The organism is Amycolatopsis nigrescens CSC17Ta-90, assembly GCF_000384315.1.
Taxonomy (GTDB): domain Bacteria; phylum Actinomycetota; class Actinomycetes; order Mycobacteriales; family Pseudonocardiaceae; genus Amycolatopsis; species Amycolatopsis nigrescens.
Genome location: NZ_ARVW01000001.1, coordinates 7,163,948 through 7,186,544, shown reverse-complemented (window position 1 = coordinate 7,186,544; position 22,597 = coordinate 7,163,948). Strand labels below are relative to the sequence as shown.

At 70.7% G+C, this 22,597-nt stretch carries 23 protein-coding genes; 7 read left to right on the top strand and 16 right to left on the bottom strand.

Annotated features, from left to right (window positions below; translation table 11 throughout):
- Positions 1 to 43: 43 nt before the first annotated feature.
- The 3 genes from AMYNI_RS0134070 to AMYNI_RS0134060 are packed head-to-tail and all read left to right on the top strand — an operon-like array spanning position 44 to position 1,296.
- Positions 44 to 616 carry a helix-turn-helix domain-containing protein gene (locus AMYNI_RS0134070; protein ID WP_020672588.1) on the top strand — a complete coding sequence of 191 codons (573 nt, stop codon included), beginning with the start codon at positions 44 to 46 and terminating at the stop codon, positions 614 to 616.
- A 42-nt stretch (positions 617 to 658) separates the two neighbouring features.
- Positions 659 to 907 (top strand): hypothetical protein, encoded by a 249-nt coding sequence (locus tag AMYNI_RS0134065; RefSeq protein ID WP_020672587.1) that lies wholly within the window; start codon positions 659 to 661, stop codon positions 905 to 907.
- On the top strand, positions 895 to 1,296 hold the full coding sequence (locus tag AMYNI_RS0134060; protein ID WP_020672586.1) for a type II toxin-antitoxin system VapC family toxin: 402 nt from the start codon (positions 895 to 897) through the stop codon (positions 1,294 to 1,296). The genes AMYNI_RS0134065 and AMYNI_RS0134060 overlap by 13 nt, the downstream gene beginning before the upstream one ends.
- A 64-nt stretch (positions 1,297 to 1,360) precedes the next feature.
- Here the strand turns inward: AMYNI_RS0134060 and pdxS are convergent, their stop codons facing one another.
- Together pdxS and AMYNI_RS50600 are read right to left on the bottom strand one after the other, a co-directional pair.
- On the bottom strand, positions 1,361 to 2,275 hold the full coding sequence (gene pdxS / locus AMYNI_RS0134055; RefSeq protein WP_026361277.1) for a pyridoxal 5'-phosphate synthase lyase subunit PdxS: 915 nt from the start codon (positions 2,273 to 2,275) through the stop codon (positions 1,361 to 1,363).
- Positions 2,276 to 2,363: 88 nt separating this feature from the next.
- The gene (locus AMYNI_RS50600; protein WP_281170320.1) at positions 2,364 to 2,489 is read right to left on the bottom strand and encodes a hypothetical protein; all 126 of its coding nucleotides are present in this window, start codon (positions 2,487 to 2,489) and stop codon (positions 2,364 to 2,366) included.
- 31 nt (positions 2,490 to 2,520) lie between these two features.
- Between AMYNI_RS50600 and AMYNI_RS0134050 the strand changes: the two genes are divergently transcribed.
- A complete protein-coding gene (locus tag AMYNI_RS0134050) occupies positions 2,521 to 4,641 on the top strand; it encodes an elongation factor G-like protein EF-G2 (RefSeq protein ID WP_020672584.1) in 2,121 nt (706 codons plus the stop codon).
- Here the strand turns inward: AMYNI_RS0134050 and AMYNI_RS0134045 are convergent.
- The 11 genes from AMYNI_RS0134045 to AMYNI_RS46005 form a co-directional block, all read right to left on the bottom strand.
- Positions 4,638 to 5,144, bottom strand: a complete 507-nt coding sequence (locus AMYNI_RS0134045; protein WP_026361276.1) for an XdhC family protein — start codon at positions 5,142 to 5,144, stop codon at positions 4,638 to 4,640. The two genes, AMYNI_RS0134050 and AMYNI_RS0134045, sit on opposite strands and share 4 nt — an antisense overlap.
- 25 nt (positions 5,145 to 5,169) lie before the next feature.
- Positions 5,170 to 5,676, bottom strand: a complete 507-nt coding sequence (locus AMYNI_RS0134040; RefSeq protein ID WP_020672582.1) for a LemA family protein — start codon at positions 5,674 to 5,676, stop codon at positions 5,170 to 5,172.
- Positions 5,673 to 6,821 (bottom strand): glycosyltransferase family 4 protein, encoded by a 1,149-nt coding sequence (locus tag AMYNI_RS0134035; protein WP_020672581.1) that lies wholly within the window; start codon positions 6,819 to 6,821, stop codon positions 5,673 to 5,675. Before AMYNI_RS0134035 ends, AMYNI_RS0134040 begins: the two co-directional genes overlap by 4 nt.
- A gap of 3 nt (positions 6,822 to 6,824) precedes the next feature.
- Positions 6,825 to 7,742 (bottom strand): phosphatidylinositol mannoside acyltransferase, encoded by a 918-nt coding sequence (locus AMYNI_RS0134030; protein WP_020672580.1) that lies wholly within the window; start codon positions 7,740 to 7,742, stop codon positions 6,825 to 6,827.
- A gap of 34 nt (positions 7,743 to 7,776) precedes the next feature.
- Positions 7,777 to 8,388 (bottom strand): phosphatidylinositol phosphate synthase, encoded by a 612-nt coding sequence (pgsA, locus tag AMYNI_RS0134025; protein WP_020672579.1) that lies wholly within the window; start codon positions 8,386 to 8,388, stop codon positions 7,777 to 7,779.
- A 103-nt stretch (positions 8,389 to 8,491) separates the two neighbouring features.
- Positions 8,492 to 9,007, bottom strand: a complete 516-nt coding sequence (locus AMYNI_RS0134020; protein ID WP_020672578.1) for a MarR family winged helix-turn-helix transcriptional regulator — start codon at positions 9,005 to 9,007, stop codon at positions 8,492 to 8,494.
- 33 nt (positions 9,008 to 9,040) lie between these two features.
- Positions 9,041 to 9,604: an HIT family protein gene (locus tag AMYNI_RS0134015; protein WP_020672577.1), complete on the bottom strand. Its 564-nt coding sequence runs from the start codon at positions 9,602 to 9,604 to the stop codon at positions 9,041 to 9,043.
- Positions 9,601 to 11,646: a threonine--tRNA ligase gene (gene thrS, locus AMYNI_RS0134010; RefSeq protein ID WP_026361275.1), complete on the bottom strand. Its 2,046-nt coding sequence runs from the start codon at positions 11,644 to 11,646 to the stop codon at positions 9,601 to 9,603. Before thrS ends, AMYNI_RS0134015 begins: the two co-directional genes overlap by 4 nt.
- A 116-nt stretch (positions 11,647 to 11,762) precedes the next feature.
- Positions 11,763 to 12,386, bottom strand: a complete 624-nt coding sequence (locus AMYNI_RS0134005; RefSeq protein ID WP_020672575.1) for a malonic semialdehyde reductase — start codon at positions 12,384 to 12,386, stop codon at positions 11,763 to 11,765.
- Between the two features lie 85 nt (positions 12,387 to 12,471).
- On the bottom strand, positions 12,472 to 13,758 hold the full coding sequence (locus tag AMYNI_RS0134000) for a lipopolysaccharide biosynthesis protein (protein ID WP_020672574.1): 1,287 nt from the start codon (positions 13,756 to 13,758) through the stop codon (positions 12,472 to 12,474).
- Between the two features lie 6 nt (positions 13,759 to 13,764).
- Positions 13,765 to 15,276: an AAA family ATPase gene (locus AMYNI_RS46005; RefSeq protein ID WP_020672573.1), complete on the bottom strand. Its 1,512-nt coding sequence runs from the start codon at positions 15,274 to 15,276 to the stop codon at positions 13,765 to 13,767.
- Positions 15,277 to 15,555: 279 nt separating this feature from the next.
- On the opposite strand from AMYNI_RS46005, the gene AMYNI_RS0133990 reads away from it, so the two are divergent.
- Genes AMYNI_RS0133990 through AMYNI_RS0133980 form a run of 3 tightly spaced genes read left to right on the top strand, consistent with a single transcriptional unit; the run spans position 15,556 to position 18,574 of the window.
- Positions 15,556 to 16,323 carry a CDP-alcohol phosphatidyltransferase family protein gene (locus AMYNI_RS0133990; RefSeq protein ID WP_020672572.1) on the top strand — a complete coding sequence of 256 codons (768 nt, stop codon included), beginning with the start codon at positions 15,556 to 15,558 and terminating at the stop codon, positions 16,321 to 16,323.
- Between the two features lie 26 nt (positions 16,324 to 16,349).
- Positions 16,350 to 16,766: an FAD synthase family protein gene (locus AMYNI_RS0133985; protein ID WP_020672571.1), complete on the top strand. Its 417-nt coding sequence runs from the start codon at positions 16,350 to 16,352 to the stop codon at positions 16,764 to 16,766.
- A 23-nt stretch (positions 16,767 to 16,789) separates the two neighbouring features.
- Positions 16,790 to 18,574, top strand: a complete 1,785-nt coding sequence (locus tag AMYNI_RS0133980) for a right-handed parallel beta-helix repeat-containing protein (protein ID WP_157357555.1) — start codon at positions 16,790 to 16,792, stop codon at positions 18,572 to 18,574.
- 55 nt (positions 18,575 to 18,629) lie between these two features.
- On the opposite strand, the gene AMYNI_RS0133975 is transcribed toward AMYNI_RS0133980, so the two are convergent.
- From AMYNI_RS0133975 to AMYNI_RS46000, 3 genes are read right to left on the bottom strand one after another with little or no spacing between them, the layout of a single operon-like run.
- Positions 18,630 to 19,565, bottom strand: a complete 936-nt coding sequence (locus tag AMYNI_RS0133975; protein WP_169515788.1) for a class I SAM-dependent methyltransferase — start codon at positions 19,563 to 19,565, stop codon at positions 18,630 to 18,632.
- A 7-nt stretch (positions 19,566 to 19,572) separates the two neighbouring features.
- Positions 19,573 to 21,252 carry a delta-60 repeat domain-containing protein gene (locus AMYNI_RS0133970; RefSeq protein WP_020672568.1) on the bottom strand — a complete coding sequence of 560 codons (1,680 nt, stop codon included), beginning with the start codon at positions 21,250 to 21,252 and terminating at the stop codon, positions 19,573 to 19,575.
- A complete protein-coding gene (locus tag AMYNI_RS46000; RefSeq protein ID WP_020672567.1) occupies positions 21,192 to 22,484 on the bottom strand; it encodes a DUF1972 domain-containing protein in 1,293 nt (430 codons plus the stop codon). Before AMYNI_RS46000 ends, AMYNI_RS0133970 begins: the two co-directional genes overlap by 61 nt.
- Positions 22,485 to 22,597: the final 113 nt, after the last annotated feature.

The window sequence follows — 22,597 nt, the reverse complement described above, 5'->3', positions numbered from 1 at the left end:
GACTGTTCGTCAAGGCGAACAGAACGACTGTTGGAGCGAACACATGGTGGAAGGCAGCGGCGTCGAGAGCGGCACCGTCATCACCGTCATCGCCGCGTCGCTGCGCCGGGAGCGCGCACGGGCCGGACTTTCGCTGACCGAAGTGGCCAGACGGGCCGGTATCGCGAAGTCCACCCTGTCCCAGCTCGAATCCGGCACCGGCAACCCGAGCGTGGAAACGCTGTGGGCGCTGAGCGTCGCCCTCGACGTGCGGTTCGCGCAGCTCGTCGAACCGCCGCGGCCACGGGTGCGGGTGATCCGGGCCGGCGAGGGCCCGGCGGTGTACTCCGAGCGAGCCGACTACGCGGCGACCCTGCTCGCGTCCTGCCCGCCGAACGTGCGCCGCGACCTCTACCAGATCACCGCCGAACCGGGCACACCCCGCGAGTCCGAGCCGCATATGGCCGGCACCGTCGAACATGTCGTGCTGTGCCGCGGGCGAGCCAGGATCGGCCTCGCCGAGGACCCGGTGGAGCTGGACCCTGGTGACTACGTGGCCTACCCCGGGGACGTCCCGCACGTGTTCGAGGCACTGGCACCCGGCACCGTGGCGGTCCTGGTCTCCGAACACTCGTGAAATCACCGCGGAACCGTCGGTGGCCGGGGCTAGCCTGGGAAGATGACCGACGAAGCACGCCACCCCGAGGAACCGGAGATCTCGGCACCGCGCCGCGACCCCTTCGGCCTTGAGGCGTATTTGGAGCGGCAAGCGGCCGAGTTCACCGATGGCCCGACCATGACCGAGATCCTCGACGATATGGACCGGTACCGGCACCCGGCGGCACCAGGCGGAGAATCGGTAACCGATTCGCTGCACGCCGTCCGCCGCGAACGCGAGGAGCACCTGGACGAGCTGTGGCGCGGATAGTCGTCGATTCGTCGGCTCTGGTCGAGGTACTGGTCGGACAGAGCCCGTCGCGCGACCTGCGGCAGCGGATCCTCACCAGTGAGCTGAACGCACCCGAACTGTGCCTGATCGAGGTTCTCAACGTGTTGCGCCGTCGGGAGATGGCCGGACTGGCCACCGCGGAGCAAGCCGAGCGCGCGGTTTGGTGGCTGGCCAGAGCGCCCGTTCGATTGGCACCGCACAGGCTACTGGTTCCGCGAATCTGGGAGATGCGTCCCGCGGTCACCGCATACGACGCGACCTACGTCGCGCTGGCCGAACACTTGGCCGTCCCGCTTGTCACTACCGACGCAAAACTGGGGGGCAGCAATGGGCACAAAGCGCAGATCGAACTCTATCCCGCGTCCTGACCGCCATCCCGGAGCCCCGCAGTGTCCATTGTAGACACTGCGGGACTCCGAAGCGTGGGAGTGGTTACCAGCCGCGCTCGGCGAGGCGGTGCGGCTCGGGGACGTCGTCGACGTTGATGCCGACCATGGCTTCACCGAGACCGCGGGACACCTTCGCGATCACGTCCGGGTCGTCGTGGAATGTGGTCGCCTTGACGATCGCCTCGGCACGCTCGGCCGGGTTGCCCGACTTGAAGATGCCCGAGCCGACGAACACGCCCTCGGCGCCGAGCTGCATCATCATCGCCGCGTCGGCGGGGGTTGCGATGCCGCCCGCGGTGAACAGCACCACCGGCAGCTTGCCCTGCTCCGCGACCTCCTTGACCAGCTCGTAGGGAGCCTGGAGTTCCTTCGCCGCGACGTAGAGCTCGTCCTCGGGCAGCGAGGACAGGCGGCGCAGTTCGGCCCTGATCTTGCGCATGTGCGTGGTCGCGTTGGACACGTCGCCGGTGCCGGCCTCGCCCTTGGACCTGATCATCGCGGCGCCTTCGTTGATCCGCCGCAGCGCCTCGCCGAGGTTGGTCGCCCCGCACACGAAGGGCACCGTGAAGGCCCACTTGTCGATGTGGTTCGCGTAGTCCGCCGGAGTCAGCACCTCGGACTCGTCGACATAGTCGACCCCGAGCGACTGGAGCAGCTGCGCCTCGACGAAGTGACCGATCCTGGCCTTCGCCATCACCGGGATCGACACCGCCTCGATGATGCCGTCGATCAGGTCGGGGTCGCTCATCCTGGCCACCCCGCCCTGCGCGCGGATGTCGGCGGGCACCCGCTCGAGCGCCATCACGGCCACCGCGCCGGCGTCCTCGGCGATCTTCGCCTGCTCGGCGGTGACCACGTCCATGATCACGCCGCCCTTGAGCATCTCCGCCATCCCACGCTTGACACGCGAGGTACCGGTCGCGGGCGCGACTGAGTTGCTGGACTTAGCGTCTGACACTGGAGGAAGCCTTTCACCGGAAAGAGTTGTTACCAGCTCGATGCTACGTCGCACGTGGACCGCTCTCGCGGGCCAATACGAAGCAATCTCACCAGTCCACTTCGCGCGGCGGTGAGCCACCGGAGACCACCGGGGGCGCCGGGTTGGCCCAGGCCGGTATCTCCTGGCCGCTGCCCTTGCCGCCAGCCCGGATCGGGTGTGTGATCGAGGACACATCCCCTGTCAACCTCGCTGGGAGGCCCGTCATGGCCGAGAAGCAAGCGAAGAACGGAGACTCCGGAGCCGCGGTCGCTGTGGACGACCCGCGCAACGTACGCAATGTCGTGCTGGTCGGTCCTTCGGGATCCGGCAAGACCACCCTGACCGAGGCACTGCTCGCGGCCTCCGGAACCGTGCCGAGGGCCGGTTCGGTGGTGGAGGGCACCACGGTCTGCGACCACGATCCGGCCGCGGTCCGCCAGCAGCGCTCGGTCGGCCTCTCGGTGGCACCGCTGCTGCACAACGGCATCAAGATCAACCTGATCGACACCCCCGGGTACGCCGATTTCGTCGGGGAGCTGAGGGCCGGGCTCCGGGCCGCGGACGCCGCCCTGTTCGTGGTCTGCGCGGCCGAGGGGGTGGACTCGGCGACCGTCGCGGTGTGGGAAGAGTGCGCCGCGGTGGGCATGCCGCGCGCCGTGGTGGTGGCAAGGCTGGATCACGCCAGGGCCGACGCCGAAGCCGAGATCGCCGCCTGCCAGGAGGCTTTCGGGGCCGGGGTGCTGCCGCTCTACCTGCCGTCGGGCGGTCCTCGCACCGGGCTGGTCGGCCTGATCACCCGCCGGTTCTTCGACTACACCGACGGGCAGCCGCCGACGGTCACCGAACCCGATCCGGCCGAGCTGGAGCGGATGACCGAGGCCCGCAACGAGCTGATCGAGGGGATCATCGCGGAGAGCGAGGACGAGACCCTGATGGACCGCTACCTCGGCGGTGAGGAAATCGCCGAGGAGACCCTGATCGCCGATCTGGAGACCGCGGTCGCCAAGGGCTCCTTCCATCCGCTGATCCCGGTCTGCGCGAGCACCGGCGTCGGCCTGATCGAGGTGCTGGACGGGATGGCGCGCGCTTTCCCGTCACCGCTGGAGCATCCGCTGCCGCCGGTCACCAAGCCCGACGGCGCGCCGCACGCGGAACTGCGGGCGGACCCGGACGGGCCGCTGGCCGCCGAGGTGGTGCGCACCGCGGTGGACTCCTACGTCGGCCGGGTCTCGCTGGTCCGGGTGTTCTCCGGGACGCTGCGCCCGGAACGGCCGGTGCACGTGTCCGGGCACGGCCTCGCCGAACGCGGGCACGAGGACCACGACGCGGACGAACGGGTGGCGCACCTGTACTCCCCGCTCGGCGCCAACCTCCGGGAGGTCCCGTTCTGCGTGGCGGGCGACCTCTGCGCGCTGACCAAGGTCGGCTCGGCGGAAACCGGGGACACGGTGTCCTCGCCGGAGGACCCGCTGCTGATGAAACCGTGGACGATGCCGGAGCCGCTGCTTCCGGTGGCGGTGGTGGCGAAGACCCGCAGCGACGAGGACGCGTTGGCGCGCAACCTTTCCCGACTGGTCGCCGGCGACCCGACACTGCGGCTGGAGCGCAACGCCGAGACCAGCCAGCTGGTGCTGTGGTGCATGGGCGAGGCGCACGCGGACGTGGTGCTCTCCCGGCTGCGGGCGGGTGGCGCGGACGTGGACACCGAGCCGGTGCGGATCAGCCTCCGGGAGACCTTCGCCGGTCCGGCGAGGGGACACGGGCGGCACGTCAAGCAATCCGGCGGGCACGGCCAGTACGCGGTCTGCGACATCGAAGTGCAGCCGCTGGAGCGGGGGGCTGGTTTCGAGTTCGTGGACAAGGTGGTCGGCGGCGCGGTGCCGCACCAGTTCATCCCGAGTGTGGAGAAGGGGGTCCGCGCGCAGCTCGCGCGGGGACTCGTGGACGGCCATCCGGTGGTGGACGTCCGGGTCACCCTGGTCGACGGCAAGGCGCACAGCGTGGACTCCTCGGACGCCGCGTTCCAGACCGCGGGCTCACTGGCACTCAAGGATGCGGCCGCGCAGGGCCGGATGGCGCTGCTCGAACCGTTCGAGGAGGTGTCGGTGTACCTGCCGGACGAGCACCTCGGCACGGTGCTCGGCGACCTGTCCTCCCGCCGCGGCCGGGTGCTCGGCACCGAGGCCGGCGGCGGGGGGCGGAGCGTGATCAAGGCCGAGGTGCCGGCCACCGAGCTGCTCCGCTACGCGATCGATCTGCGTTCGCTGACCTCGGGCACGGCCACCTTCACCCGCCGTCACGCGCGTTTCGACCCGATGCCGGAAGGAGCGACCACCAGCTCCTAGAACTCGAAGCCGCCGGGGCGGCCGTTGCGGTCGGCGAGCAGCCCGGCGAGGGTGGCCACCGCGATCTCCGGCGGGGTGCGGGAACCGATGTTCAGCCCGACCGGCCGGTGCACCCGGACGATCTCGGCCGCCGGCACGCCGAGCGCGAGCAGCGCGTCGACGTGCGGGCCGGGATGCCGCGGGTTGCCCAGCACCCCGATCCAGCGGGCCGGGGTGGCCAGCGCGTCCCGCAGCAGCGGGCCGAGCTCGGGCCGGTGGTGGTCGGTGACGACCAGATCCGCGGTGTCGTCGAGCGCGGGCACCGTCCGCACCGCGTCCGCCGACCGCTCCGGGTCCGGCTCGACCAGGATCGTGTGGTAGCCGAGGTCTTCGGCGTAGCGCAGGAGGTACCCGGACACCGGCGACGCGAACACGGCTACCAGCGTGCGCGCCGGCGGCCGGGGTGTTCCTGGTGTCCCAGTGCCGTGTGCGACCTCGCAGGCGGATTCTGGATTCGCTGCCATGGCGGGCAAGTCTGCCACGTCCCGCTCAGCCCTCCCGCGGATCCAGCTCCGGTTCGGCGATCTCGAAGTACTCCGGCTGCGGCGCGGTACCGGCCAGCTTGAAATAGCGCGCCCGCCGCCGGCGGCGCAGGGAGAGGGTGTCCCGCACCGCGTCGTTGTGCACCCGGCGCGCGATCACCACCCGGTGCTCGGCGTCGTTCAGCTCGCGCGCCAGCCGCTCCGGCAGCGCGTCCCGGTCCACCTCGGCGAGCAGCCGGGTGAGCTCGTTCTCCTCCGCCTCGCGTTCGGATCTCGGCGCGGCCTCCGCGGCCTCCGCGGCGCCGGTGAGCCGGCCGGCCCCGCCGTGCGGCGCACTCGCCGCGACCGCCCTGGCCACCACCGCCCTGCGGGCCAGCGCCGCGTCCAGTGCCGCCCAGCCCGCGTCGGTGCGCACGTGCAGCCGGTCCAGCCGGTTCGCGGTGGCCAGCAGCCACAGGCCGATGAGCACCACCAGCACCGCGACGAGCGCGGCGATCAGGGCGAAGGTGTTCACTGCACCGTTTCCTCGGCGTCTTCGGTGCTCACCCGGCGCGGGTCCGCCGCCACCGCGGTCTCGTACACCCGCAGCACCTGGGTGGCCACGACCTGCCAGTCGTACATCGCCACCCGGCCGGTCCCCGCGGCCGAAAGTTCCGCCCGGCGGGCCGGATCGCGCAGCAAATCGCCCAGTGCGCCGGCGAGCGCGCCGGCGTCTCCGGTCGGGGTGAGCAGGCCGGCCCTGCCGTCGTCGAGCACCCGCCGGAACGAGTCGAGCCCGCTGGCCAGCACCGGGGTGCCCGCGGCCATCGCCTCGGTGAGGATCATGCCGAAGCTCTCGCCGCCGGTGTTCGGCGCGCAGTAGACGTCCACGCTGCGCAGGGCCTTCGCCTTCATCCGGTCGTCGGCCTGGCCCAGCAGCTCGACGTGGCCAGCCAGCTCCGGGCCGGCCATCCTGGCCAGCGCGTCGGCCTCTCCCCTGCCGACCACCAGCAGGCGCAGTTCACCGAATTCCGGGAGCAGCCGGCGCAACGCGTCCAGCAGCACGCCCATGCCCTTGCGCGGCTCGGTGAACCGGCCGACGAAACCGACCGTGCCACCGGGGCGCGGATACCCTTCGAGCGGCTCGGCACCGGCGAAGAAGTTCACGTCCACGCCGTTGGGGATCTCCACCGCGTCCCCGCCCGCGTGCTCCACCTGTACCCGCCTTGCCAGCTCGGACACCGCGATCCGCGCGGTGATCTTCTCCAGCAGCGGGCGCAGCACCGGCTGGAACGCGGACAGCGTGCGCGAGCGCGGGGTCGAGGTGTGGAAGGTCGCCACGATCGGCCCGTCCGCCACCTTCAGCGCCAGCATGGACAGGCTCGGCGCGGTCGGCTCGTGCAGGTGCAGCACGTCGAACTGGTTGTCCCGCAGCCAGCGGCGCACCCTGGCGTAGGACACCGGGCCGAACTGCAGGCGGGCGACCGAGCCGTTGTACGGGATGCCGAGCGCCTTGCCCGCCGGATGGACGAACTCCGGCAGCTCGTCGGTGTCGTCCGCGGGCGCCAGCACGGACACCTGGTGTCCCCTGGCCAGCAACGCCTTCGCCAGGTCGACCACGTGCCCCTGGACGCCGCCCGGCACGTCGAACGAATACGGGCAGACGATGCCGATCTTCATGGGTTACCCCGCCTCCCCCAGCGGAACCCGCGCGTCTCCGGTGAGGTCGGCCAGCCAGAACTTCTGCAGCATGTGCCAGTCCGCCGGGTGCGCGGCGATGTCACCGGCGAAGATATCGGCCAGCGCCTGCGTCGCCGCCGGCACCTCCTCCCGCGCGTTGACCCTGATCCGCGGATGAATACGGATACCCCATCCGTCCTCGGTGAACCAGCTGCCCACCGGCAGCAGCGCGGCGCCGGTGCTGGCCGCCAGCCTGGCCGCGCCACCGGGCATCTTGGTCTGCTCGCCGAAGAAGGTGACCGGGATGCCTGCGCTGGTCAGGTCGCGGTCGCCGACGAGGCAGACCACCTTGTTCGACCGCAGCCGCTGCAGCAGCACCCGGAACGAGCCGAGCCCGCCGCTGGCGGGCAGGATCTCGAAGCCGAGCGACTCGCGGAAGGCGACGAACCGCTCGTAGAGGGATTCGGGCCGGAGCCGTTCGACGACCGTGGTGAAGGAACCGGCGTAGTGCACCATCCAGATTCCGGCCGCGTCCCAGTTGCCGGAGTGCGGCAGCACCATCACCGCGCCGTTGCCCTCGGCCAGCGCGGCGTCCAGGTTCTCCACCCCGCTGATCGTCTCGCTCACCTTGCCGTGCACCGCGGCCGGATCGATCGACGGCAGCCGGAACATCTCCTGCCAGTAGCGGGCGTAGGACCGCATCGACCGGCGCAGCAGCTCGTCCAGCTCCGCCTCGTCGGCCTGCGGCACCACCCTGGCCAGGTTGCGCCGCAGCTGTTGGACACCGCCGCCGTTGCGGCGGACCGCGAAGTCCGCACCCAGCGAGAAGGCGGTGCTGGACACCGACGCGGGCAGCCGCCGCACCAGCCGCCAGCCCGCCGCGTAGCCGAGGTCGCTCATCTTGTGGCCGCCGCGTTTCATCGCGCCCCCGCGGCGGGGAACGCGCCAGCGCCGCTCACGGACGCGCCTCTCGCGCGGACCTGGCCACCGTCGTCATCCGCTGCAACAGGGTGATCAGCGACAGCAGGGCGAGCAGCGACAGCGAGATGTCCACGGCGTAGGGCACGCCGAGACCGTGCAAGCCGGTGCCGACCAGTGCGATGATCAGCCGTTCGGCGCGCTCGATCAGGCCGCCGTCCGCGTCCAGCCCGGAGGCTTCGGCACGGGCCTTGACGTAGGAGATCACCTGGGCCAGCACCAAGCAGGTCAGCGCGCCCGCGGCCGCGAAGTGGTTGTCGTCGATGACGAAGCACCACCAGGCGATGGCGGCGAACAGCGCGCCGTCCACCAGCCGGTCGCAGGTGGCGTCCAGCACCGCGCCGAACGGGGTGCCGTGCCCGCGCGCCCGCGCCATCGCGCCGTCGAGCAGGTCGAGCATCGCGAAGCCCCACACGGTGAAGGTACCGGCGAGCAGGAACCCGTTCGGGAAGAAGACCAGGGCACAGATCATCGCGCCGGCGGTGCCGGCGATGGTCATCGCGTTCGGCGTCAGGCCGGCACGGACCAGCGCGACACCGATGGGATCGGTGACACGGGACACGGAAGCGCGCGCGAAGATATTGAGCATCGGCTCTACGAGGCACCTAGCTGCGGGGACGGTTGGCTAGCGCAGCCTATCGACCCGCTCCGACAGGGTCGCCGCGCAGCCCTCACCGGCGCGCCGGATGCGGTCAGCCGGCTACCCGGTCCGCATCCCGCTCGGCCTGTTCGGCGGCGACGGCGGCCGCGCACCTCGGCGCGAGCTGGTTCCGGATGGCCGAGCTGATCTCGCCGAGCGCGGTCACCTGTTCCGGGGTGAGCGCGTCGAAAAGGCTCTGCCGCACCGCTTCCACGTGCCCCGGCGCCGCCGCCTCCAGTACCGCGAAACCCTCGTCGGTGAGCCGCGCCCACGCCCCGCGCTTGTCCGCCGGGCAAGCCTCGCGTCGTACCCAGTCGTTGGCCTCCAGCCGCGCGACGGCGTGCGAGAGACGGCTGCGCGAGGACCGGAGCGTCTCGGCGAGCTCGCTCATCCGCAGCATCCGCTGCGGCGCCTCGGACAGCGCGACCAGGATCTCGTAGTAGGTGTGCGGCATCCCCGAATCGCGCTGGAGCTGCCCTTCCAGATGCTCCCGGAGCATGCCGAAGGCCGCGGAGAACTCGCGCCATACTCCTTGTTCGCGCTCGTCGAGCCATCGGGTTCCGGACATGCCACCCATGATACCCCTGGGTTGAGCCTTCAATCAGGACTCGCGCCAGGCGCCGGCCAGCAGCTCGCGGGTCTGCCCGAGCAACTGGGGCAGCACCTTCGTGTGCCCCACCACGGGCATGAAGTTGGCGTCACCGCCCCATCTCGGCACCACGTGCTGGTGCAGGTGCGCGGCGATGCCGGCGCCCGCGATCACGCCCTGGTTCATGCCGATGTTGAACCCGTGCGCGCCGGAGACCGCGCGCACCACGGTCATCGCGCGTTGGGTGAACTCGGCCAGCTCCACGGTCTCCTCGGCGGTGAGCTCGGTGTAGTCCGCGACGTGGCGGTACGGCACCGCCATCAGGTGACCGGGGTTGTACGGGTACAGGTTCAGCACCGCGTAGACGCGCTCGCCCCTGGCCAGGATGAGCGCCTGCTCGTCGTCCATGCCGACCAGGCGGCAGAACGGGCAGCCGTGCGGCTGGTCGCCGTCGGCCTTGTTCTCCCCCTGCACGTACGCCAGCCGGTGCGGGGTCCACAGGCGCTGCAACGCGTCCGGGACGCCGACACCGTCCTGGCCGACGAGCTCCGGCTCTCCCCGCTGGCCGCCGGTCACGCCAGGACCGCGCCGAGGGTCTCGGCGTTCGGCGAACGGTTCTCCCGCCGCTGCACCCAGTTGACGATCGCTTCGACCGCGGCGTCCACCGGCACCGAGTTGATCTGGCCGCCGTCGCGGAACCGGAAGGACACCGCACCGGCCTCCACGTCCTTGGCGCCGGCCAGCAGCATGAAGGGCACCTTCTGCGTGGTGTGGGTGCGGATCTTCTTCTGCATGCGATCGTCACCGGCGTCGATCTCGACGCGAATTCCCTTGGCGTGCAAGGCTTTCTCCACACCGCGCAGATGCTCGACGTGGTCCTCGGCGATCGGGATGCCAACCACCTGCACCGGCGCGAGCCAGGCTGGGAACGCGCCGGCGTAGTGCTCGGTGAGCACGCCGAAGAACCGCTCGATGGACCCGAACAGCGCGCGGTGGATCACCGCCGGCTGCTTGCGGGTGCCGTCCGCGGCCTGGTACTCCAGCTCGAACCGCCGCGGGTGCTGGAAGTCCACCTGAATGGTGGACATCTGCCAGGTGCGCCCGATCGCGTCGCGGGCCTGCACCGAGATCTTCGGCCCGTAGTAGGCCGCGCCGCCGGGATCCGGCACGAGCTCGAGCCCGGAGGACTCGGCGGCCGTGCGCAGGGTCTCGGTCGCCTCCTCCCATTCTTCCGGCGCACCGATGAACTTCGGCGAGTCGTCACGGGTGGAGAGCTCGAGGTAGAAGTCGGTCAGGCCGTAGTCGCGCAGCAGCTCGAGCACGAAGTCGAGCAGGGACCGCAGCTCGTCCTGCATCTGCTCCTTGGTGCAGTAGATGTGCGAGTCGTCCATGGTCAGCCCGCGCACCCTGGTCAGCCCGTGCACCACTCCGGACTTCTCGTACCGGTACACCGCACCGAACTCGAACAGCCGCAGCGGCAGCTCCCGGTAGGACCGCCCGCGCGAGCGGTAGATCAGGTGGTGCATCGGGCAGTTCATCGCTTTGAGGTAGTAGTCGACCCCTTCGAACGGGATCGGCGGGAACATGCTGTCCGCGTAGTGCGGCAGGTGCCCGGAGGTCTCGAACAGCGAGCCCTTGCTGATGTGCGGGGTGTTGACGAACTCGTAGCCGGCGTCCTCGTGCCGCCGTCGCGAGTAGTTCTCCAGCTCTCGCCGGATGATTCCACCTTTCGGGTGGAAAACCGGGAGGCCCGAGCCGATCTCCTCCGGGAAGGAGAACAGGTCCAGCTCCGCGCCCAGCTTGCGGTGGTCCCGCCGCTCCGCCTCGGCGATCATCTCCAGGTGCGCGTCCAGCGCCTCGGTGGACTCCCACGCGGTGCCGTAGATCCGTTGCAGCTGCTGGTTGTTCTCGTTGCCGCGCCAGTACGCCGCGGCCACCCTGGTCAGCTTGAAGGCCGGGATGTACTTGGTGGTGGGCACATGCGGGCCGCGGCAGAGGTCGCTCCACACGCGCTCCTTGGTGCGCGGGTCGAGGTTGTCGTACACGGTCAGCTCGCCGGCGCCGACCTCCATCACCTCGGAAGTGTCCACAGTGTCCAGACCGGGGCTTTCCGACTTGAGGTCCACCAGCTCCAGCTTGAACGGCTCGGCGGCCAGTTCCGCCCGCGCGGCCTCGACCGAGTCCAGCACCCGACGGGAGAACTGCTGCGAGCCCTTGATGATCTGCTTCATGCGCTTTTCCAGCGCCTGCAGGTCTTCCGGGGTGAACGGGGTGTCCACCGCGAAGTCGTAGTAGAAGCCGTCCCGCACCGGTGGGCCGATGCCGAGCTTGGCCTCCGGGAACTGCTGCTGCACGGCCTGGGCGAGCACGTGCGCGGCGGAGTGCCGGATCACGCTGCGGCCGTCCTCGGTGTTCGCCGCGACCGGCTCCACCTCGGTGTCCTGCTCCGGCGACCAGGTGAGGTCGCGCAGCTTGCCTTCGCCGTCGCGGACCACGACGATCGCGTCCGGGCCCTTGCCGGGCAGTTCCGCCTCGCGCACCGCCGCGCCCGCGGTGGTGCCCGCAGTAACCACCACGCGCGGGGCGGGCACGACTGCGGTTGGCGACTGCTGGGACACGATGGGCTCCTCGGGACACGATCCGGCACTGACCGTGTCGATGCTAGCCGTCACCAGCACGGCGGCCCGCGGGGACCATCTCGGTCCCCGCGGGCCGGCTCGTCTCAGACGGTTGCTCAGACGGTTTTGACGACCTCTTCGAAGTCGAGGCGGGGAAGGCGGTCGAACCACGGGTTGTCCCCCGGCTGGCCGACGTTGACCACGACGAGCGACTTCCACGCCCGGTCGGCGAAGAACTCGCCGTCCACCCCGGCCGCGTCGAACCCGGTCATCGGCCCGGCGGCGAGGCCGGCCGCGCGCACCCCGATGATGAAGTAGCCGACCTGAAGCAGCGCGTTCGTCCTGGCGAACTCCGCGCGCGGGCCCTGCTCGCTGAAGTTCTCCTTGGCCTCCGGCCGGTGCGGGAAGGTCTTCGGCGTCTGCTCGTGGAAGTCGGTGTCCGCGGCCAGCACCACGGTGACCGGCGCGGTCTCGGTCTTGGCCCGGTTGCCCTCGGCCAGATGCGGCAGCAGCCGACGGCGCATCTCGTCGGAGCGGATCACCAGCGCGCGCAACGGCTGGGTGTTCATCGCGGTCGGCGCCCAGCGCACCAGGTCGTAGATCGCCCGGATCTGGTCGTCGGTGACCGGCTCGCCGCTGAAGCTGTTCGCGGTCCTGGCCGCGCGGAACAGCTGGTCCTGCGCGTCCGGGGAGAGGGCGAGGGTGTCAGTCAGGGAAAGGGTGGAGGTCGTGGAAGTCACTGCAAACCGTCCTGGGTCGTGGGGTCCTTTCACCGATTCAACGTAGTTGAGCGCTTGATGATTTCGCGTTCAACTATCTTGTGGATCACACGTGCGGGATGCGGACGGTCGCCTCCAGGTCGGTCCGCAACTGCACGGCTGGCCCCGGCGCCAGCTTCCTGGTGCGCACCGCCAGCGCCCGCAGCCGCAGCACCGAGTACAGCCCGCCCGCCGCCATCAGCCAGGGCACGGCGGTGACCGGGGCACCGGCCAGCAGCGCGGCCAGCACCAGCACCAACCCGGCCGCAGAGTCGGCCAGCCGGACCCAGAACACCGAGCGCGACAGCTTCCTGGCCGTCACCTCGGTGACATACGGCAGCCCGGCGGCCCAGACGCCCAGGTAGATCACCCAGCCGAGGACCAGCAGCCGGTCCACCTGCTGGCCGGCCAGCAGGCTGCCGAGCGGGCCGGCGAACAGGGCAAGCCCGGCACCGCCCACCAGCGTCACCCCGGCCAGCAGCCAGGCCGCCCGGCCCGCCGTCTTCCCGGCATCACGGCCGCCGTTGCGCTCACCGGCGGCGAACCCGGCGAGCAGGAAGCTGCCCGCGCCGTTCACCACCACCTGCAGCGGGGCGATCACCAGCCGGCCCGCCTCCAGCAGCCCGACCGCGGTCAGCGACACCAGGTTCGCCACCAGCAGCCGCGACGCGAGCAGCGCCGCGGGACGCAGCGTCGCGTGCATCGAACGCCACCCCGCGAAGGACGCGACCTCGCGCATCCCGGCCAGGCCAGGCCGCAGCCGGCGCAGTTCGGCCCGCGGCAGCTGGCCGAACCCGGTCACGATGGCGGCGACGGTGCCGACGCCCATCGCACCGAAGATCATCGGCAGCGTCACCGTCCGCGCGGAGAGGTACCAGGCCCCCAGCGCGACGAAAGTGCCGAGCAGGTAAGCGAAGTCGTTGACCACCAGCCGCCAGAACTCCTGCCTGGCGATCAGCAGCCGCCGGAAGGTCTCCTCCACCAGCCAGCCGATCAGCATCACCGGATAGAGCAGCGCCACCACCGGCTCGTCCGGCCGGAGCACCAGCGAGCTGCCGATCCCGATCACCAGCGACAGCCCGAGCGCGATCAGCGCGCTGGTCGACAGCGCCGCCCTGGTGTGCCGCTCGCGCCGGTCGAGCACAGCGAGACTGTCCCCGACATAGCCGGTATACAGCGCGGTCGCACTGACCAGCACGGCCAGGAAGACGGCGAAGGCGCCGTACTCGGTGAGCCCGAGCATGCGCGCCGCGACGACCTGCAGCAGCAGGCTGGTGCCGGCGGTGAGGCCCTGTGAGATGACCGGTGCGCCGAGCTTCCCGGCCATCCGCCGCAGCCGCGCTGCCTTGCTCACCGCGGGCTATTCGGAACGCCGGAGCGCGCTCGGCAGCACGGCCCGGTGCGGGGTGTCCCGCTGCGGCCTGGCGAAGGTGAACAGGTAGCCGATGATGCTGCCGCCGAGCAGCCGGACCTGCTGGCGCAGCCGGTGCACCGACCGGGTCTCCCGGTCGCGCCGGACCACCACCACGACCCCGTCGGACTCCCGGATCACCGGGGTGACCTCGGGCGCGATGGACGGCGACGGGCAGTCCACCAGCACCAGGTCGTAGGCCGAGCGCATGGCCGCGACCGCCTTCTGCAGCAGGCTGGAGCGGAAGTGGTCCAGGGTGGCCTCCTGGTACTGCCCGGCCGGAATCGCCCAGAGGTAGACCCGGTCGCCGAGGTCGATCACCCTGGTGCACTCGTCGATGCGCATCGCGCCGACCGCGATCGAGGTCAGCCCGTGCGGGTCGTAGCGCAGGCCGAGCAGGTCGGACAGCCCGTGCGAACGGGCCGCCGCGTCCACCAGCAGCACCCTGGCGCCGCTGCGGGCGGCGGCGGTGGCCATCTGCAGGATCGAGGTGGTGCTGCCGTCGCCGGGCGCGCTGGCGGTCACCACCACCACCCCGCGGTCCACCGAGGTGCGCAGGCCGGCCGCGGCGAACTGGTACGGCCACAACGGCGGGCTGCCCACTTCGCGCAGCGCGGCCACGTCGGACTCGGGCAGCGCCTCGATCTCGGCGAGCACCGGCTCACCGGTCGAGTCGGCGAGGTCGTCGGTGTCGCGCACCCGGCGGTCCCGGTCGGCTCGCGCCCATGCCACCCCGCCGGCGATCAGCAGGCCGAGCGCGAGCCCGATCGCCGCGTCGCGGAGCATGGTCATCAGCAAGCTGGTGCCCGCCGGCACCGCTTTGTCCACAAAGGACACACCGTCGCCGAACTGGTCGGCGGCCACCCGGATCTGGGTGGCCTGCTTGTCCAGGTCGCTCAGCGTCTGGCCGGCCGCGGTGGTGTTCGGCTCGGCCGCCTGGTTCCCGCCACCCGCCACCGAGCCGACGATGTCCTGGCGGCGCTGGGCCAGTGTTTCGAGCAGGCGCTGCGCGGAGGCCTGCACGTCCGCGCGGGAAGCGGACTGGTATGCCTTGGTGACCGTCTCGGCGATCCTGGTCGACTCGTCCAGGCTGCCCGCCGCGACGGTGACCACGATCGACTCGCCGTTCTCCGAGGCCTTGGCGCTGACCTGGTCACGCAGCGTGTCCACGGGCACGCCACCGAGGCCGGCACTCGCCTCGCTGAGCACCCCGTCGGACACCACGAAAAGCGCGCGCTGGTTGACATACCGGACGAACGCCGACTCACTGGCCGCGTCCACCCCGACCGCCCCGGACTTGTCCGGTGTCTTCAGCACGATCCGCGCCTGCGCGGTGGCCTGGTCGCCGACCACGAACGCGGACGCGACGCTGAGCAGCACGACCGCCAGCACGACCGCGAGGGAGGTCCAGCGGTATCTCCAGAGGGCGTCGAGGATCTTCGGCGACGACTGGTCGTCCATGCGTTCAGTGTCCGATCATTTTACGCAGAGTAACGGGAGTGGAAGTGGTCTGCACCGCAAGCCGTGCCGATGTTACGCACAAGCCATCTCCGGCGATATTGCTTGGTACCGGCTCCCGCCGGAGAGCCGCCGATACCCAACCGTAACCGCGAAGAAAGCAACCTGTCCCTCGTCGCGGCTGTCCCCTTACCGAACAGCCTCTTGCAGAACGGGAAGCACCCGGGCACCTTGGTAGATTCGCCCGGTCACCCCCTGCCCCGACCCGTGAAAGTGGACGTAATGACCGAAGGACCGGCCGACACGGGTTTCACGGCCGCCCTGCGGAGACTGCCCTCCGCGCAGAAAAGCGCGCGAGGCGCCCCGGCGTACTCCCGATTCGTGAACCGGCCGGCCGGCAAATACCTGGCCGCGACCGCCTACCGGCTCGGTATGACACCCAACCAGGTCACGGCGGTCAGCGCGCTTTTCACCTTTTCCGGAATCGCGATAATCGCGCTGGTCCGACCTTCACCACTACTCGGAATCGTGGTCGGGGCGGCACTCGCGCTCGGTTACGCACTGGATTCCGCGGACGGGCAACTGGCCAGGCTCACCGGCGGCGGCAGCACCTCGGGCGAATGGCTCGACCACATCGTGGACAGCGCGAAGATCGCCTCGCTGCACCTGGCGGTGCTGATCTCGTACTACCGGTTCTCCGATCTGGACCGCGCCTATCTGCTGGTACCGGTGGGATTCCAAGTGGTCGCGGTGATCACCTTCTTCGGCCTGATCCTCGGCGACCAGCTCCGGCGCCAGCACCGGGTGGACCGCAGCCTGCCCGCCGGCACCCGCGCATCCACGCTGCGCTCGCTGGCCGTGCTGCCCATCGACTACGGCCTGCTCTGCCTGGTGTTCCTGCTGCTGGGCGTGCAGCCGCTGTTCAGCATCTGCTACGCCGTGCTGTTCGCGGCCAATATCGGCTACCTGGCGCTGGCACTGGTCAAATGGTTCCGGGAGATGGCCGCCCTGGATTCCGCTCCTGAAAAAACCGCCACCGAAAACTCCTGAACCGGCTCGGCAAGGAAAGGACAGGAATGCCCGTCATCGGTTACGCCCCCGGGGCGTACGACATGTTCCACATCGGACATCTGAATATTCTCAAGCGGGCCAGCCAGGAGTGCGACTGGCTCGTTGCCGGTGTGGTGACCGACGACGTGGTGTTCAAGGCGAAGGGCAAGCTGCCGATCGTCCCGCTCGAAGAGCGCATCGAGATCGTGCGAAACCTGCGTTTCGTGCACGAGGCCGTACCGGACCCGCATCTGGACAAGTTCGAAATGTGGCCGAATCTCAACTACGACGTGCTGTTCAAGGGTGACGACTGGCGCGGCACCGAGCGTGCTGCCAGGCTCGAGCACAAGCTCGCCGAGGTGGGCGCGCGGGTCGTCTACTTCCCGTACACGATCCACACCTCCAGCACGGCGCTGCGCAAGCTGATCTCGGTGCCGTCCTGAAGATCCGGCCAGGAAGAACGTCCATGCCCGCCGACAGACCCCGCCCGCGCCCCGGTGGCCACCGAGGTCTCGGTTACGGCGTGCTGGCCGTGTTCTTCGCCTGCCTGCTGGTGCTGGGCCTGGTGGACAGCGGCGGTGCCGAGCACGACAACGCCGCTCCAGGGGCCGCTCCGGAGGTGGCCGCCGGGCCGCCGCCCGCACCGCCCGGTACCGGCTATCCGGTGCCGGCGGACAGCCTGTTCGTCGCGGAGAACGGGAACGACTCGGCGGCCGGCACCGAAAAGGCACCCCTGCACAGCATCACCGCCGCGGTCCAGCGCGCACCCGGCGGCGCCACCATCGTCGTCCGGGCCGGCACCTACCGGGAGACCGTGGGCATGGTCCGCAAGCGGGTCACCATCCAGCCGTATCCCGGCGAACAGGTCTGGGCCAAGGGCAGCCTGGTGGTCACCGGCTGGACCCGCGACGGTGCGCGCTGGCGGCACGACGGCTGGGATCCGCAGTTGTGCCGGAACTGCTTCCTGCCGGAGATCATCGACCCGGCGCATCCGCTGGCGGGCCAGCCGGACATGGCCTTCCTCGACGGGGTGCCGCTGCGGCAGGTCGGCAGCGAGGACGACGTCCGGCCCGGCACCTTCTTCGTGGACGTGCCGGGCAAGGCGCTGGTGATCGGCGACGACCCCGGCGGCCGGACCGTGGAGGCGACCGCGCTGGACCGCTTCCTGCAGTTCGACAAGGAGGGCGCGGCCGGCAGCGTGCTGCGCGGCATCGGGGTCGCGGAGTACGGCAGCAACCAGAACTACGGGGTGCGCGGGGCGATGGTGGTGGTGAACGCGCCCGGCGTCGTGGTCGAGAACACCGTCTTCGCCAGGTCGGCGTCCACCGGGCTGGCGGTATACCAGCCCGGCGCGTCGGTGCGCGGCAGCACGCTGACCGGCAACGGGCTCGCCGGGCTCAGCGCGAACCGGGCCGACGGGCTCAGGCTGGAGCACAACACGTTCTCCGCCAACAACGCCGAGCGGTTCTCGCTCAGCGGCGAGGCGATCGGCTCGGCCGGCGCAAAGATCACCCGAAGCCGGCACCTCTTCGTCGCGGACAACGTGTTCGCGGGCAACCTGGCCACCGGCTGGTGGTGCGACCTCGGCTGCATCGACGCCACGGTGATCCGCAACGTGGCCGAGGGGAACTCGGTGAACGGGCTGTACTACGAGGTCTCCTCGCGCGCGCTGGTGGCGTCCAACCTGATGGTGGGCAACGGCCAGCGCGGGCTGAAGATCTCCAGCTCGGACGGCGTCCGGGTGTACAACAACACGTTCTCCGCGAACAAGCTCAGCCTCGGCGTCTACAACGACGAGCGCGACCCGTCGTTCGACTCCTTCAGCGAGGAGAACCGGCTGACCTGGGTCACCGCGGGGACCGAGCTGGTGAACAACTACTTCGCCCAGCCGGGCGGGCAGCCGGTCACCGAGGCGGGCGACTACAAGGACGACCCCGCCGGCAATCCGCCGATGATCGCGCTCAGCGACGCGAACGCATACCTGGCCGAGGGCCCGCTCGCCTGGTCGTCCGGCGCCGGGAAGACGCGGAAGTTCGCTTCACTGGGAGAACTCCGCGCAGGCACCGGGCAGGAGCAGCACGGCATCGAGGTACCGGCGGGCACCTCGCCGTTCCGGAACCCCGGCGGCGGCGATTACACCCTCAAGCCCGGCGCACCCGGCGTCGCCGCGGGCCGTCCCCTCCCCGCCGACGTACGAGCAGCCATCGGCGCCAGCTCCAAAGTAGACATCGGCGCCCTACCGACGTCGTGAGTGAAAAGTGTTGCCCTGGCAACACTTTTCACTCACGACCGCTGACCTGCGGAAACTAGGTCAACCGGGCGATCGCGGCGACGGTGCCGCCGCCGCGGGCCGCCGCCGCGGCGGATTCGAGCGCCATCGCGACCGGCAGCAGCGGCGGACCTGCCAGCCCGAGCAACGCCAGCTCGCTCGCCTTCACCGGCACATTCCGCTTGAGCAGCTGGAAAACGTAGGCCGGCGGCAGCCCGAGCCGGGACAGCAAGGCCATCCACATGGAGAACGGGTTGTGCTCCAGCACGAAATGGCTCGTACGCTCCAGCCGGAAACCGGCCCGGCCGAGCAGTTCCGCCAGCCCGCCGGGAGTCAGGTGCAGCCGGTGCCGCGGCACATCCCAGTGGAACCAGTCCGTGCCCGCGATCCTGGCCTGCAGCGAAGCCGGGTTGGGCACCCCGACCAGCAGCACGCCACCCGGCCGCAGCCAGCCCGCCACGGCGCGCAGCGAGTCCAGCGGGTCGTCGAGGTGCTCGAGCACGTGCCACAGCACCGCGCCGTCCAGCTCCTTGTCCCGATGCTCCGCGATGGACGCCTTGGCCACCGGCAGCCCGGCCGCCCGCGCCCGGCCCGCGCTGCGCGCCGACGGCTCGATCCCGCTCGCGTCCAGGCCGGCCTGGCGCAGCGACGCGACCAGCCTGCCGGGGCCGGCACCCACGTCCAGCACCCGCGCGCCCTCGCCGAGCCCGGCCCGGCGCAGCAGGCCCACCGGCTGCGCGTCCACCAGCCGCTGGAAGGCGCGCACCAGCTTCGCGCCGCGCGGCGCCTGCGCGGTGTAGGTGCCGGACTCGTACGCCTCCTCCCCCGGCGGCTCGCCACCGGTCACCGAACCGGCGCAGCTTTCACAGCGCAGCAACGGATAGCGGCGAGGGTCCGCGGGCTCACCGGAGGGCAGGCTGAGCCACGGCTCGAGACGCCCGGTACAGGCCGGGCAGGATGCCGGAACGCGCACGCCGCGCTCAGATCCCGGCCTGCGGCGAACCGATCGACGCGCCGTCAGCGTCCACCGCGCGAATCCAGTACGTGCCCGAAGTCGCGCCGCGGTCGACGTAGCTGAACGACGGCACGCTCCACGGCCGCGACGCCTTGGTCTCGGTGTAGATCGGTTCCGCCGTGCCCAGCCGCATCACCTCGTAGCGGAGCTCGGGGTTCTGCGCGTCCCAGGTACCGGTCCACTTGATAACCGGGCTGCCGGTGACGCCGAACTCGCGCGACACGGTCGGCGCGCGGAACGGCACCTGCGGGCCGTTGTGCACCGCGCCCGGCACCCCGCGGGCGGCGAACCTGGTCAGGCTCTGCTGCGGCTTCCCGTTGACCACGGTGAACTCCCCGCCGACCACGACGTACTGGCTGTTCGCGTCGATCGCCCACGGGCCGTTCTTGAAGGAGCTGTCCGCCGGTCCGCCGTTGGTGTTCGGGAACCAGGTCAGCAGCTCCGGGATCGGGTCGCCGCGGCGGACCGTGTTCACCGTCGCCGGCGCGCTGCGGACCGCGTCCGCGGTCTCCGCGGTGAGCCGGTAGTAGTCGATCGGGCCGTTGTCCGGGGCGGCCCCGATCGCCGAGCAGTCGTGCGTGTGCGAGGCCGCGTAGACCACCCCGTTGGACACGGTCACCGCCTGGGTGTCCCCGTAGCAGCCGTCGAACCAGCGGGTGGCGCCGGTGGCGATGTCGGCGGATCCCCTGCCCTCGAACCGGACGTCCCCACCCGCGTAATCGTAGGCACCGAAGTAGGCCGCGCCCTTGCCGTCGCCGGCGATGTCGGTGACCGTCTCGCTGCCGGGGGTCCGCACCTGCCAAGGCGCGTTCGCGCCGGTGGCCAGCTCGACCGCGGTCAGCGACGGCCGGGTGTCGCCGTTGATCCGGTCGAAGGCGCCGCCGACGACCACCCGGCCCTGTGCCGGGGCGGCCAGCAGCGCGAAGACCTCGCGGTCCGCGGTCGGCGCCCACGGCGTGAGCGCGCCGGCGGCGTCCAGCGCGGCCAGCCTGGTGCGGGTGCTGCCGTTGACGGTGGTGAATCCGCCGCCGAGGTACACCGCGTCGGCAGTCACCGAGATGGCGCGCACCCGGCTGTTCAGGCTCGGCGCGAAGTCGCTGTCGAGCGCGCCGGTGGCGGTGTCGAAACGGGCGACCCTGGTGCGCCACTTGCCGTCGATCTTGGTGAAGTCGCCACCGGCGTAGATCTTCTTGCCGTCCGGCGACGCCTTGATCCGGAAGACCGTGTCGCACACCCACTGGCTGCCGGATGCCTTGCAGTACGGGCCGGGATCGCTGCCGCTGTACGGCGTGCCGGTGACCACCGGGGCCCAGGGCAGCAGCTCGCCGGTGGTGAGGTCGAAGGCCATCAGGTTGTTCCTGGTCACCTCGCCCGCACCGCCGGCGGCGACGCCGGCAGGGCGTGCCTTGGTGAACTTGCCGCCCGCGTAGACCGTGTTGCCGACGATGGCGACGGACAGCACGATGCCATCGGTCTGCGGGGTCGGCAGCGCGCCGGCCGTCATCGTGGTCGGCAGATCCTGCGGCGCCGGTGCCGCGGCCAGCGCGGGCACGGCCAGCGCGGCGGGCGAGAGCGGCACGACGGTCAGCGAAGCGGCCGCCAGCACCGCGGTCGCGGCGGAAACGCGCCTTCGGGCACGAGACATGAAAATTCCTTCTGTCGGTGGGGATTTCGGGGAGGGGGACGGAGATTTCGAGCGGGGGACGTGGTCAGCGCGTGAGCCTGGCACCACCCCCGGAGCGGCGCGAGGCGCCTGGCCGGTCTCCGGGTGGTGGCCGTCCTGGTCGCAAGCTCTTCGTAGGAGTCGGCGACCGCGTCCCATTCGTAACGGTCGAGCGAAGCGAGCTGTGCGTAGCCCCGCAGCCGGGTCTCCTCCGGCCGGGCTTCGGCCTCGTCGAACAGGGCCGCCAGGTCTCCGGGGCCGCCGAAGTAGCGGCCGAACTCGCCGAGCACCTCGCGGTTGAAGTTCACGTCGAAGGCCGAGGTCGGCGCGGCGGCGCCCATCGCCCGCAGCAGGGACGGGTTGGTGCCGCCGACCGAGTGGCCGTGCACGTAGGTGAGCGCGTTGCCGTAGAGCTGGTCGAGCCGTTCCTGGTTCCACACCGACCCGAGCAGCCGGACCCCTTCGTGCGCGGAAGCCAGCCGCTTGATCCTGGCCGTGTACTCGTCCGCGTAGGGCGCCGCGCCGACCACCACCAGCGGACATTCCGCGGAGCTCTCCAGGTAGCCCTGGATGGCGAGGTGCACGTGGTTCTCCGGCTCGAAGCGGGCCACCACCAGGTGATAGCGCCGGGCGGCCAGCTCGAGTTCCGGTAGCTGGTCGGCACCGATCTCACCGAGAATGGGCGCGCCGTAGGGAATGTATTCGGTCGAGACCGAAAAGCGTTCCGAATAGTATTCCTGAATGCCGACCGCATCTGCTATGAGCGCGTCCGACCACCGTACCGCCAGCGCTTCCGCGAGCCGGTAGTAACGCTGGCCGGCGCCATTCCACTTCGCCCGTTTCCACTCCAGACCGTCCACATGGGTCACCACCGGAATGCGCCGGGCGCGCAGCAGCGGCAGGAGCGGGGCGTTCGCCGCGTTGAAGACGAAAGCGACATCGGGCGGCGCGGACAGCGCGTGCCGGACCGACCACGCCGTGTGACTGAGCGTTTCCAGGGTTTTCTTGCGCAGTGCGGGCAAATGCACCAGGCGCATGCCGAGGTGCTCGGCCTGCTGCGGCGCCGCGTCCCCGGTGTCCGTTTCGGCGAGCCGGCAGTACACGGTGACCTCGTGACCCCGCTCGGCCAGCCGCCGGCCGACCTCTTCGACGCAGGTTTCGAAACCACCGTAACGAGCGGGAACACCCCGCGTGCCGAACATCGAAATGCGCATCGTCCACCGGTCGACTTCCTGAGTTAAATGAGATACTCGCGTCGCCGGCCACTAACGACCGTCGCCGGGTTGGCGGGCGTGGTCGGGGCCGGGGCGCGAGTCTCAGCATAGTA